The following is a 12,069-nucleotide window of genomic DNA, read 5'->3' as shown; positions in this document are numbered from 1 at the left end:
AGTCAATCGCCTACGGTCGGTTACGGTCAAGTACGATCAGTTCACGGACAGTTAACAACTGGTAATAATCAAGATTTCGGCCTCTCCGGAATCATGAACTCGCACCACACGCATTTGCCGCTTCCTCGCGATTCCACGCCCCACGCCTCAGCCAGCCGGTCCACCAGCATCAGGCCGCGCCCTGACACACCCGACTCTCCCGCATCGCGCCTGCGCGGCAGCGCACTGGAGCGGTCCTCGACCTCCACCCGCAGCCGCCGCTCCGCCCCGGACAGCACCCGGATGGTGACGATCGCCCCGCCGTCGGTGTGCATCAGCGCATTGGTGATCATCTCGTCGGCGGCCAGCTCGATCTCGTCCGACCGTTCGCGCGCTCCCCAGGCCCCGGTCGCCGCCCGGATCATGTGCCTTGCCGAGCGCAGCGCCTCGGGGTCGTTCTGCGCGACATGCTGCTGCAGCCGGCCCCCGGTCTGCGGGGTGTACGCGCCCTTGCGGCGGAGCAACAGGATCGCCACATCGTCGTCGCCGCTCCGCTCGTCCACCACATCGCACAGTTGGTCGGCCAGCAGCTGCAGATCGCGCGGGCCGGCGCGCACCAGCGCGGTCAGCAGCTGCATCCCGTCGTCGAGGTCCGCGCCGGGCACCTCGACCAGTCCGTCGGTGTAGAAGAGCAAGGTCTGTCCGGGGTCCAACTCGATGGTGGTGACGGGGTATTCGAGTCGGCCGAACTCCGCGGAGAGCCCCAGCGGCAGCCCGCCGTCCACCGGCAGCCGACGGGTGCTGCCGTCGTTGTCCCGGACCAGCGGGTCCACATGCCCCGCGCGCACCAGCTGCATCACCCCCGTCGACAGATCGACCTCGGCGTACATACAGGTCGCGAACCGTTCGGTGTCGAGTTCATGCAGGAAGACGGAGGCGCGTGCCATCACGGTGGCCGGAGTGTGCCCCTCGGCGGCGTACGCCCGCAGCACGATGCGCAGTTGCCCCATCACCGCGGCCGCGTGGGTGTCATGGCCCTGCACGTCGCCGATGACCGCGCCGACGCGCCCGCCCGGCAGCGCGATGACGTCGTACCAGTCGCCGCCGATGTCCCGGCCCAGCCGCGCGGAGCGGTAGCGCACGGCGATCTGCGACCCGGGCACGGCGGGGATCCGGCGCGGCAGCATCGCCTGCTGCAACCCCTGGGCGAGATCGTGCTCCTGGTCGTAGAGCACGGCGCGCTGCAGGCTCTGCGCGATGCTGCTGCCGAGCGCGACCAGCACATTGCGCTCCTCGGAGCTGAAGCCGGTCTTGTCGCCGTAGAGGAGGCCGAGGGCTCCGATGGGGCGGGCCTGGGCAATCAGTGGCAGATAGACGGCGGAGGAGATGCCGAGTCCTTCGATATGCGGCCACAGCAGCGGATAGGAGTCGGCGAAGTCCTGCTTGGACTCGATGAAGCGTGGCGTGAGCGTACGGACGACCTCGCTCATCGGGTACTCGTCGTCGACCCGGGTGTAGCGGGTGCCCGGCACGAAGGAGCCCTCGGGGCCGTCGGCGACCAGATGGATCCGCCCGCCCGACTCCAGCAGCCCCATGACCAGACTGGTCGCGCCGAAGTGCTCCAGACCGTGCGAGTCCCTGAGTACGTCGATGACTTCCTGCACGGTCCTGGCGTGAGCGAGGGCGGCCGTCGTGCTCTCGACGACGCTGGTCTGCCGGCGGCGCTCCACATCCGCTTCGAGACGCGCGGAGGAGTCGGCCAGCTCGTCGGTGGCGTCGCGGATGATGCCGATGATCCGCAGCGGCCGACCCGCACTGTCGCGCCGGATGAAGCCCTGGGTGTGGGTCCAGCGCAGACTGCCGTCGCGGCGGCGGATGCGGAAGTACGCGCCGTAGTGCTGGCTGCCGCTCTTGAGCGCCTGCGCCACCAGACTGTCGAGCCGGCTCGCCTCGTCCGCCGGCACCCGGCGCGCCAGGCTCGCCGGGCGGCCGTCGTACTCGCCGGGGCGCAGATCGAACACTTCGTGTCCGGCCGGGTCCAAGTTCATGAGCCCGCTGGCCAGGTCCCAGTCGAAGCTGCCCATGCGGTTGAGGTTCAAGCTCAGATCCGGTCGGGCCGGCCAGTCGTCGGGAAGCGACAGGGCACCCGCTGCCCGATCAACCATGGAGCCACTCTGCCATCATTTGTCGGATTCTTCGACCGTTCGAACGATCAGTTCAGCCCTGGAACGTGTCCGGCTTCCTCACCCCCGAAGAGGGGTGAAGAGCTCCGGCCGGGAGGGCATGAGCCAGTCCACCGGCGGCACATCGCCGGATACGGACGGGTCATCCACAGGGTCGACGGGCGGACCCACGGGCGGGTCGACCGGGGCGTCGCCGGGCGAGTCCAGCGACGGATCCACCGGCTCCGTCAGGGTCGACGTGGAGCAGCCGGGCTCGATCGCCTCGCCGGATGCCGGCTCCTCCCCCGGCGCGAGGGCGGCCGGTGCCGGGCAGTCCGGAGTCGACGGGTCGCCGCCGAGCTGCGTGTCGAGGCCCTGCCCGGTCGGGTTGCCCGGCTGGGACTGGTCACCCGGTTGCACCTGATCACTCGGCCTGGTCGGGTTGCCCGGCTGGGACTGGCCGCTCGATGGGGACCGGCCACTCGATTCCGGCGGATTGCTCGGCCCGGTCAGTTCGATGGACGGCGGGTTCGTGAAGACGGCGTCCGGGCTGACGGGCGGGAGCACCTCGGGCGACCTGTCCTCTTCACCGTCGGTTCCGATCCTCCGCTCGATCCACGAGTTGTTGAGGACGCTGACGATCACAAGGTTGTTGATGGTCGTGGTGGTGGGCTTGATGACGATGACCTGATCGGGCCGGTAGCCCGCCCACGGCCGGCCTTTGTGCACCACGGTGCCCTTGACGGCGACCGGCGGTTTCAGCGGGTTCCCGCCGGCGCACCGGACGCGCGGCGCGCCGTACTGGTCCACCAGCACGGCCGTGCCCGCCTGCAGCACGGACTGGTAACTGGTGGCGGAGCCGTCGCGGAACCCGTGGCCGGTCACCCGGGTGTCGGCGCGCAGGACGACGGGCGTCAGCCCGCGCAGGAAGTTCGGGACGTCGGCTTGAGCGACCCCCAAGCCCTGCGCAAACGCACGCACCTTGGCCCGGTCACCACTGACGAGGGCGATCTGCTGCCCCACGTCGCAGCTGCCGATGGCCTCGGTGCCGCCGTAGAGACCGGGCGTCGAACCCAGGAACGTGTTCATCGCCGGCCCCGCGCCCGCCGGGTTGGCCGGCGCGCTCGACCGGGGCGGCGGAGGCGGCGGCTGCTGCGCCACGTTTCTGGCCGTCGACGCCGTGTACGGGTCCGGCCCCTGGGCTGCGACCGGCTGGAGAACGATCTCCCGAGAGCCGGAGTCCGAGCCCGCGCCCGAAGAAGCCGCACCGCCGACGACGCCGCAGCCGGCAGCGAGAAGCGCGACGGACGGTGCGGCGACTGCCGCGTACCAACGTCGAATTGGTGAGCGCACGTTAGTCTCCCGACTCTTCACCCCGAGATGTCACTCAAGTTCTGCCGGATTCCCGCAACCCCCGCGACTTGAACGCGTTCAAGTAAGGGCATAGTCTCGCCCCCAGGGAATTGAACACGTTCAAGACCGGGGGTGGGGTGCGATGTCCGTACTGGTCAACCTGATCGTGATGCTCGGGATGCTCGTGGTGGTCCCCACGGGACTGCGTCTCATCGACGGTGACGAACTCACGTCCATTCGGCGGACATGGCTCCTGTTCGCCGTTCCGGGAGCGGTCGCTCCATGGCTGCCCCGCTCGGCTTCAGCCGCGGCACTCGCGGCCGTCTACGCGCTCGGCACACTGGCCCTCGCTCTGCAGGCACCACGGCGGCTGAGCCGTACGCGCTCTTTCGCACCCGCCGAGATCGCGGTGCTCACCGCGCTTGCGACACCCTCGGTCGCCGGCCTGGCACTGGTCGCGGAACGCTCGGGACACGAGCTCTTCGGCTTCAGTCTGCCGATCCTGGCGCTGACCGTGCCGCACTTCCACTTCGCCGGGTTCACCGCCGCGCTGGTCGCGGGCCTGCTCTGCCGGGCGGCAGCGGGACCGGCCGGGCGCTTCGCGGCGCTCAGTGTGCCGCTGGGCACCCTGCTGGTCCTCGGCGGCTACTTCGTCGACGACTGGGCAGAGCTGCTGGGGGCACTGGTGCTGACCACGGGTATGTGGGCCGTGGCCCTGCTGACGTGGCGGGATGTCCGGACCGGCAGTCGGGACCGGTTCACCCGCATGCTGCTGACCGTCTCGGCCGCCGTACTGGGGGCGACCATGCTGCTCGCCCTGAGCTGGGCGCTCGGCGAGGCCACCGGACTCCCCCACCCCACTCTGACCTGGATGGCCGCCACCCATGGCCTCGGCAACGCCCTGGGCTTCGCACTCTGCTCGGTGCTGGCCTGGCGACAACTAAAGGAGAAAGCCGCATGAACAGCGTCCGCAGACAGACCGGCCGCACGCTCAACTACCCGGAGACCGGTGCCACCCGGCTCGGCCCGCTGCCCGCCGGCTACCACCACCTCCACCACACCACCCGGATCGGCCGGGGCCGCGCCGCCTTCGAGGCGGCCGGCACGGCCGTCACCACCTGGCGGATGCACCGGGGGACGGGCGCCCGGGTGCACACCGCCGCGGGGCGGGCGGAGCCGGGCGCCCGCCTCACGGTCTCGGCCGGTCTGGGACCACTGCGATTCACCGCGCCCTGCGAGGTGATCTGGACGGCGTACGAGAGGGACCGGACGGGCTTCGCGTACGGGACGCTGACCGGGCATCCGGAGTGCGGCGAGGAGTCGTTCATCGTCGACATCCGGGACGACGGCTCGGTGTGGTTCACGGTGATGGCGTTCAGCCGCCCGGCGACCTGGTACACCCGGCTCGCCGGTCCGCTCGTGCCCGTACTGCAGAAGGCGTACGCCGGACGGCTCGGTCACACACTGCGGGAGATCGCCGCTCCCTGATACTGGAGGTAATGGAGTGGTTCAGCGACAGTGACTACTGGCTCAGTCGGCTGGTCTTCCAGCGGGCTCTGGCCGGCGTGTATCTGGTCGCCTTTCTCACCGCCGCGCTGCAGTTCCGGGCGCTGATCGGCGAACGGGGCATGCTGCCGGTGCCCGCGTACGTACGGGAGATATCGCTGCGCCGCGCGCCGAGCATCTTCCAGCTGCACTACTCGGACCGCTTCTTCGCCTGCTGCGCCTGGGCCGGCTGTCTGCTCTCCGCGGCCCTGGTCGCGGGCGCCGCCGACCGGATCCCGCTGTGGGCGGCGATGGCGTGGTGGGCGCTGCTGTGGGTGCTGTACCTGTCCATCGTCAATGTCGGGCAGACCTGGTATGCCTTCGGCTGGGAGTCACTGCTGCTCGAGACGGGCTTCCTCGCCGTCTTCCTCGGCAATGACCGCACGGCCCCGCCCGTGCTGGTGCTGTGGCTGCTCCGCTGGGTGCTGTTCCGGGTGGAATTCGGCGCGGGACTGATCAAAATCCGCGGCGACGAGTGCTGGCGCAACCTCACCTGTCTCGACTTCCACCACGAGACCCAGCCGATGCCGGGGCCGTTGAGCTGGTTCTTCCACCATCTGCCGAAACCCTTCCACCGGGTCGAGGTGGCCGCGAACCATGTGACCCAGCTACTGGTGCCCATCCTGCTGTTCACACCGCAGCCGGTGGCGAGCGCCGCGGCCGGCTTGATCGCGCTGACCCAGCTGTGGCTGGTGCTCTCCGGCAACTTCGCCTGGCTGAACTGGATAACGATCACGCTCGCGCTGGCCGCCGTGGATGGTTCGATGCTCGCGGATCCGCCCGCGCTGCCGGCGCCACCACTCTGGTACGAGATCGTCGTGATCGCCGTAACCGCCCTGGTTCTGGTGCTGAGCTACCGTCCGGCGCGCAATCTGCTCTCCAAGCGGCAGTCGATGAACCGCTCCTACGACCCGCTCCATCTGGTCAACGCCTACGGCGCGTTCGGCACGGTCGGCCGGGTGCGCCATGAGGTGGTGATCGAAGGCACGGAAGAGACGGTGCTCCACCAGGACACGGTGTGGCGGGAGTACGGTTTCAAGGGCAAGCCGGGCGACGTCCACCGGATGCCACGCCAGTTCGCCCCGTACCATCTGCGGCTCGACTGGCTGATGTGGTTCGCCGCGCTCTCCCCCGCCTATGCACGCGCCTGGTTCGGCCCGTTCGTGGAGCGCCTGCTCGACGGCGACCGGGACACGCTGCGGCTCCTTGCCCACAATCCGTTCCCGGACGCCCCACCCGCGTATGTCCGCGCCAGGCTGTACCGCTACCGGTACACGACCTGGCGCGAACTGCGGGAAACCGGCGCCTGGTGGCACCGGACCTACCTGCGCGATTACCTCAGGCCGACCAGGCTATTTTGAACACCCACACGTGCTTGCCGGCCCGGCGGGCCGCGACGGGCACGTCGATCACCAGCCTGCCGCCGGTCGTACGCCAGGTCAGCGGCCGGCCGTGGCCGAGCATCGTCACCTTGTCGCCGGGCCGGACGGGCACCGGCGCCTCGACGGTGAGCGTGCCGCCGGGCGCGGCGAGCGAGTGGATGTAGAAGGCCTTGTCCGGGCGGATCGTGAAGCGCAGATCCTCGCCGAGCTGCGGCATCCTCGCCCAGTACGTACTTCCGTAGATCGCCTCGCCGTTGACCTTCAGCCACTCCCCTGTTTCCCGGAGCCTGCGCTCCATGATCTCCGGGATGGTGCCGTCGGCGCGCGGACCGATGTCGAGGAGGCAGGCCGCGGTGGAGCTCCGGGGTGTAGCGCCGCGAGGCGTCGAAGAGCTCCTTGATGAGGTCCCGCTTCGGACCCATCTTCACCGAGTTGCGGTCGCTGACCTTGGTGTCCCAGAGCGCGAATCCCTCATGGTGCTTGGAGGTCAGTACGTGGTACCGCGCGCCGGCGTCGCGGAACAGCTCGACCCAGGAGCGCGGGTTGAAACGTTCGGCCGTGAAGCGCGGGATGAAGTCGTCGTAGGCGAAAGACTCTCCGTACCTCTGGCGGTGATAGGCGTACGTCGGGTTGTCCGGGGCCTGCAGATGGCTCCAGTACCACTCGGCGTACTGCTTGCCGACCGGCGCCCACGCGGGCACGGAGTAGACGCCCCAGTGGATGAAGATCCCGAACTTCGCGTCCTGGAACCAGTACGGCGCCTGATGGGTGCTGAGCGAGGCGTCGGTGGGCCGGTAGTCGGGCACCCCGAGGGTGAGCGCGCGCCGCGTGCCACGACGGCACAGTCCTGGCTGGTGCCCGGCGGGGTGCCGGGACTGCGGCGGATGCCGATACGGACCCTGGCCTGCTCGCCGGGGGCGAGGCGGGCGACCGGGGCGGGAGCGACCGTGCGGGCTCCGGGCACGTCCACGGAGAGGGTGAGGTGGTCCGGGGCGAGGATGCCGATGGTGCCCGCGTTGATCACGGTGGCCTCGACGCTCTGGGCGCCCGAGTCGAGCAGGGAGGTCGTGGCGTGCGCCGCCCGTAGCGTCAACGCCCGTCCCTGGGCGGCTGGTTGGAGCGTGAGGGCGAAGATGTGGAGTGCGCTCTTGTTCGGCTCGGCGGGGTTGGTGACAGGCAGGGTGAGTGCCACCGCGTCCTTGGCGGGGTCCATGGCGACTTCGGCGGTGGCGATGACGACCTGGTGCGGATCCTTCTGTCCGGCCGGGTTGCGGCGGTACGGGGCGGTGAGCGTGCCGCTGCCCGAGTACCAGTCGGGGCCGCCGAGGGCCGCGGTCTGCGTGGTGCCGTCCGCGTAGTGCACGGTCGCCTTGCCGGACGCGGCCCCATAGCTGCCGGCGACGAGGAACAGGCCGGAAAGATAGCGGCCCTCGGGGAGTTCGACGCGCTGTCCGAGGGCGACGATGTTGTTCCTGGTGCCCGCTGTGGCGGCGGGGAAGAGATAGGCGATGCCGTCGATCTCCAGCCGTCCGGCAGGGAGTTCCTCGCCGGGGAAGGTGTAGCCGGAGCCGTCGAAGTCGCCGCCGGGGGCGTCCGCGGTGTCGATGCCGTCGTTGTCGAACCAGCGCTCCAGCGGTACGGGAACGGCGGCGGGGACGGTGCCCCAGTCGCCGTCTCCCGCTTCCTCGTTCACGTGTGCCGCCGCGGTCCGGGGGCTCGCATCGGCCGTGGCCGGGTGGATGTGGGCGGCGCCGACAGCCGCCCCCGCCGTCATTCCGAGTACATGGCGCCTGGGAAGTTCGGTCATGAGGTCCGATGATTGAAGCGTGACAGTCACCTGTCAATGCTCTCAACCGGACACAAGCGAAACCATTTCCCCGACCCATCGGATGAATCAGCGTGACCTGCGGGATCGTCCACGGAGCGCGAACCGCCCCCGAACGCCCCGTACCCCCTGCCGGGTGCGGCAGGGGGTACGGGGCGAAGCGATCCGCTCAGTCGATGCCGGGCAGGATGTGCGGCTCGGCCAGGTCGTCCTCGTAGCCGGCCAGCCTGATCGGGGCCGATCGAGCCCAGACTTCCAGACTGCCGAGTTCATCGGGCCGGCCGGCCCGTTCGCCGCCGCGTTCCGGCGGTCGCTTCTCGTGCTTCTTCACATCTGATGTCACCGCGCACTCCTCTGTGTCGCGCAACTGGGACAAGGGCAATTCGGTCGCGGTGGCGCCGGTGGTCGGGCGGGACCGCAGCCTGGTTGCAGACCTGTCCCAGGACGGCCAAGGGGGTTTCGTGGGCCCTTTGGTGGCGTCCGTTCACCCCAGAGTAACCAAATGAGCAGAGCTCCGCTCGATGGGGCCTGTAAATCTCCTGTAAACCAACTCAATTCCGGCCAACGATCTTTCCCTGTACGGGGCTTCGTGGGATCGTGCACAGATGGTTTCCGGGCCCGCGCAAAACTGCCTCGAAGGCAGGACAGCCCTGGTGACAGGGGCTTCCCGTGGCATCGGCCTCGCCGTCGCCGGAGCACTGGCCGGGGCGGGGGCAGATGTGGTGGTCACCGCGCGGGACCCGGATGGAGTAACAGCGGCCGTTGCCGAGCTGCGGGACGCGGGAGCGCGGGCGGCGGGCTGCGGGCTGCGCGGGCAGCGTGGCCGACCCGGCCCATCTCGATCGCTGCACCGCCTTCGCCGTGCGGGAGTTCGGGCGGACATTCTGGTCAACAACGCCGCCACGAACGCGCCCTACGGTCCGCTGATGGATGCCGATCCCGACGAGTGGCGGCAGGCGTTCGCGGTGAATGTGGAGGCGGCGCTGCGGCTGGTGCAGCTCGCCTGGCGGGCCTGGATGCGCGAGCACGGCGGGGCCGTGGTCAACATCTGCACCGAGGGCACCCACGGAGTGGGCCCGCGGGTCGGCGCCTACGGCACGAGCAAGGCGGCACTGCTGCATCTCACGCGTCAGCTCGCCGGCGAACTCGCCCCAACGGTACGGGTGAACGCCGTCTCACCGGGTCTCGTACGTACTGAGATGGCACGCTTTGTCTGGGAAGGCGCCGAGCGGCGGATCGCCGACGGGATGCCGCTGGGCCGGATCGGCGAGCCCGGCGATGTGGCGCGGGCGGTGCTGTGGCTGGTCTCGGACGAGTCGGCGTGGGTGACCGGGGCCGATCTGCTGGTGGACGGCGGTACGCGGGTGCGCGCGGCAGCGGACACCGGCTCGTACGCCGTCCACCAGCAGCTGCGGACTACCAGTTCGCCGGAGCGTAGTCCTTGAGGAAGCAGCCGTAGAGCTCCTCGCCGTCCTCGCCGCGCACGATCGGGTCGTAGACGCGAGCGGCGCCGTCGACCAGGTCGAGGGGGGCGTGGAAGCCCTCGTCGGCGAGGCGCATCTTGTCGGGGTGCGGGCGCTCGTCGGTGATCCAGCCGGTGTCGACGGCGGTCATCAGGATGCCGTCGGACTCGAACATCTCCTGGGCGCTGGTGCGGGTGAGCATGTTCAGCGCGGCCTTGGCCATGTTGGTGTGCGGGTGGCCCGCGCCCTTGTAGCCGCGGCTGAAGACGCCCTCCATGGCGGAGACGTTCACCACGTAGGTGCGCTTGGCCGCGGCGGCGGCCATCGCGGGGCGGAGCCGGCTGATCAGGATGAACGGCGCGGTGGAGTTGCAGAGCTGGACCTCGAGCAGCTCGACCGGCTCGACCTCGGAGACCGTCTGGACCCAGCTGTTGGTGTCGTGCAGATCGGGAACCAGGCCGCCGGCGTCGATGGCGGTGCCCGCCTCGATCCTGGCGAGCGAGGCGGATCCTGTGACCAGCGCCAGTCCGGTGACGTCCTGGGCGGTCAGGGCCTCGCCGCGGCCGACGGGCAGCGCGGCCTGGGAGCCGCTGCCGAACGCGCCGATGACGTGGGAGGTGGGCAGCTCACCCGCGGGCAGCGGTGCGGACTCGGCGGCGAGGAGTTCGCTGTACGCCTGCGGGGAGCGGCGTACGGTCTGCGCGGCGTTGTTGATCAGGATGTCCAGCGGGCCCTCGGCCGCCACCGAGTCGGCGAGCGCGACGACCTGCGCCGGGTCACGGAGATCGATGCCGACGATCTTGAGGCGGTGGATCCACTCGTCGCTGTCCGGCATCGCCTTGAAGCGGCGGATGGCGTCGCTGGGGAAGCGGGTGGTGATGGTGGTGTGGGCACCGTCGCGGAGCAGCCGCAGCGCGATGTACATGCCGATCTTGGCCCGGCCGCCGGTGAGGAGAGCGCGCTTGCCGCTGAGGTCGGTGCGGGCGTCGCGGCGGGCGCGGTTCTCGGCCGCGCACTTCTGGCACAGCTGGTGGTAGAAGGCGTCGACCTCGACGTAGCGGGTCTTGCAGATGTAGCAGGACCTGGGGCGCTGGAGTATTCCCGCGATCTCGCCGGTGACCGACGAGGACGGCAGCAGGCCTTCCGTCTCGTCGTCGATCCGTTCGGCGGAACCGGTCGCGGTGGCCTCGGTGACGGACTTGTCGTGGGCGGTCTTGGCGGCGCGGCGCTCCTGGCGGCGGCGCTGCTTCACCGTCCGGTAGATCCCGGCCGTGGCCCGGCGTACCGTGATCGCGTCCGGGTGGTCGACGTCCAGCTTGTCGAGCTCGTCGAGCACGCTCAGGCAGACGGCCAACCGTTCCGGGTCGATGCCCGGGCCGAACACCGGGCTGTCCTCTGTCACCGTCATCGCTTTGCCGTTCCTCGATCACTCGTACGCAGTAGCGCCCACGCAGCAGTTTCAAAAGCGCAACTTTACTGAGTGATGAGGCGTGGGCAAAATGCCGGGACCCGCACCGGTCCGTGGCACGGCGAGGGGCCCGGCCGGGTGCGCCCCGACCCGGCCCCTCCTTCCCGGGTCACACATACCGGGCCCCTTCTCCCCGGGCCCCTTCTCCCCGTGTCACGCAAAGAGGCCGGCGAGCCAGGTTCGCCAGGCTTCCTCGTTCTGCCCGGCGTCCGCGCCACGGGCGAAGTCGTGCACGCTGACGCCGACCGGAGCACCGAAGTGGTTCCGGCCGAAGACGCGGTACATCGCCTCGTCCGTGCGCAGCCCGACGAAGTAGGGGTTGCGGAAATCGAGGACCGCGTCGACCTCACCGGCGCCGGGCACCTCGACCCGCACCGTGGCGCCCTGGGCCGCGTCGTCCGGCAGTCCGAGCCCGCGGCTGACGACCTCGAGCCCGCCCGGGGTGTTGGAGGCGGCGGGAGCGTCCAGGGTCACGAACGTGGCAGTACGGCCGGTGAAGTGCTCGAGGTACTGCCGCAGGGTGTGCAGATAGAAGTCGGTGTGCTTGTCGGCACCGTCGTACTGGTTGTCCCAGTCGTCGACGAAGACGCCGCTGTGCACATAGCGCACCCAGGAGCCGCCGCCCTCGCGCGGCTCGATGACATGGTCGAGCTGGTTGAAGGACTGCTGAGGCACGTCCTCCAGGCTCTCGGTGCGGCCGGTCAGATGCCGCGGCGGGTCCCATGCGGTGACGGTCCCGCCGAAGGGCGCGGCGCCGCCCTCCCTCGGCTCGTACTCCATGGGCCAGAGCCAGCCGGCCGTGCCGGTGGTGATCGCGTCCCACACCTGCTCGGGACTGGCGTCGACCTCGAACTCGCGGACGATCTCGAATTCCTTGGACATGATGACTCCT

10 protein-coding genes and 1 pseudogene are annotated in these 12,069 nt (G+C 69.9%); 4 read left to right on the top strand and 7 right to left on the bottom strand.

Going from position 1 to position 12,069, the window contains the following annotated elements; all coding sequences use genetic code 11:
* Positions 1-68: 68 nt before the first annotated feature.
* Together OG966_RS34695 and OG966_RS34690 are read right to left on the bottom strand one after the other, a co-directional pair.
* On the bottom strand, positions 69-2,144 hold the full coding sequence (locus OG966_RS34695; RefSeq protein ID WP_326654018.1) for a SpoIIE family protein phosphatase: 2,076 nt from the start codon (positions 2,142-2,144) through the stop codon (positions 69-71).
* 78 nt (positions 2,145-2,222) lie between these two features.
* On the bottom strand, positions 2,223-3,494 hold the full coding sequence (locus OG966_RS34690; protein WP_326654017.1) for a DUF6777 domain-containing protein: 1,272 nt from the start codon (positions 3,492-3,494) through the stop codon (positions 2,223-2,225).
* A 142-nt stretch (positions 3,495-3,636) separates the two neighbouring features.
* Here OG966_RS34690 and OG966_RS34685 point away from each other — a divergent pair, with 142 nt between their 5' ends.
* From OG966_RS34685 to OG966_RS34675, 3 genes are read left to right on the top strand one after another with little or no spacing between them, the layout of a single operon-like run.
* On the top strand, positions 3,637-4,455 hold the full coding sequence (locus OG966_RS34685; protein ID WP_326654016.1) for a YndJ family protein: 819 nt from the start codon (positions 3,637-3,639) through the stop codon (positions 4,453-4,455).
* Positions 4,452-4,982, top strand: a complete 531-nt coding sequence (locus OG966_RS34680) for a DUF1990 family protein (RefSeq protein ID WP_326654015.1) — start codon at positions 4,452-4,454, stop codon at positions 4,980-4,982. The genes OG966_RS34685 and OG966_RS34680 overlap by 4 nt, the downstream gene beginning before the upstream one ends.
* Before the next feature lie 11 nt (positions 4,983-4,993).
* Positions 4,994-6,400 carry a lipase maturation factor family protein gene (locus tag OG966_RS34675; protein ID WP_326654014.1) on the top strand — a complete coding sequence of 469 codons (1,407 nt, stop codon included), beginning with the start codon at positions 4,994-4,996 and terminating at the stop codon, positions 6,398-6,400.
* Here OG966_RS34675 and OG966_RS34670 read toward each other — a convergent pair.
* The 3 genes and pseudogenes from OG966_RS34670 to OG966_RS34660 form a co-directional block, all read right to left on the bottom strand.
* On the bottom strand, positions 6,378-6,719 hold the full coding sequence (locus OG966_RS34670; RefSeq protein WP_326654013.1) for an alpha-L-fucosidase C-terminal domain-containing protein: 342 nt from the start codon (positions 6,717-6,719) through the stop codon (positions 6,378-6,380). The two genes, OG966_RS34675 and OG966_RS34670, sit on opposite strands and share 23 nt — an antisense overlap.
* A gap of 133 nt (positions 6,720-6,852) precedes the next feature.
* A pseudogene (locus tag OG966_RS34665) lies at positions 6,853-8,307 on the bottom strand (alpha-L-fucosidase); the annotation flags it as partial.
* Between the two features lie 108 nt (positions 8,308-8,415).
* On the bottom strand, positions 8,416-8,589 hold the full coding sequence (locus OG966_RS34660; protein WP_326654012.1) for a hypothetical protein: 174 nt from the start codon (positions 8,587-8,589) through the stop codon (positions 8,416-8,418).
* A 310-nt stretch (positions 8,590-8,899) separates the two neighbouring features.
* Between OG966_RS34660 and OG966_RS34655 the strand changes: the two genes are divergently transcribed.
* Positions 8,900-9,691 carry an SDR family oxidoreductase gene (locus tag OG966_RS34655; protein WP_326654011.1) on the top strand — a complete coding sequence of 264 codons (792 nt, stop codon included), beginning with the start codon at positions 8,900-8,902 and terminating at the stop codon, positions 9,689-9,691.
* Here the strand turns inward: OG966_RS34655 and OG966_RS34650 are convergent.
* Both OG966_RS34650 and OG966_RS34645 read right to left on the bottom strand, forming a co-directional pair.
* Entirely contained in the window at positions 9,663-11,117 is a 1,455-nt protein-coding gene (locus tag OG966_RS34650) for an SDR family NAD(P)-dependent oxidoreductase (protein ID WP_326654010.1), read from the bottom strand. The genes OG966_RS34655 and OG966_RS34650 overlap by 29 nt on opposite strands.
* A gap of 213 nt (positions 11,118-11,330) precedes the next feature.
* The gene (locus OG966_RS34645; protein ID WP_326654009.1) at positions 11,331-12,059 is read right to left on the bottom strand and encodes an SRPBCC family protein; all 729 of its coding nucleotides are present in this window, start codon (positions 12,057-12,059) and stop codon (positions 11,331-11,333) included.
* Between the last annotated feature and the right edge of the window lie 10 nt (positions 12,060-12,069).

It is taken from the genome of Streptomyces sp. NBC_01750, assembly GCF_035918095.1.
In the GTDB taxonomy this organism is placed as follows: Bacteria; Actinomycetota; Actinomycetes; order Streptomycetales; family Streptomycetaceae; genus Streptomyces.
This window is presented reverse-complemented; position numbering and strand designations above follow the sequence as displayed.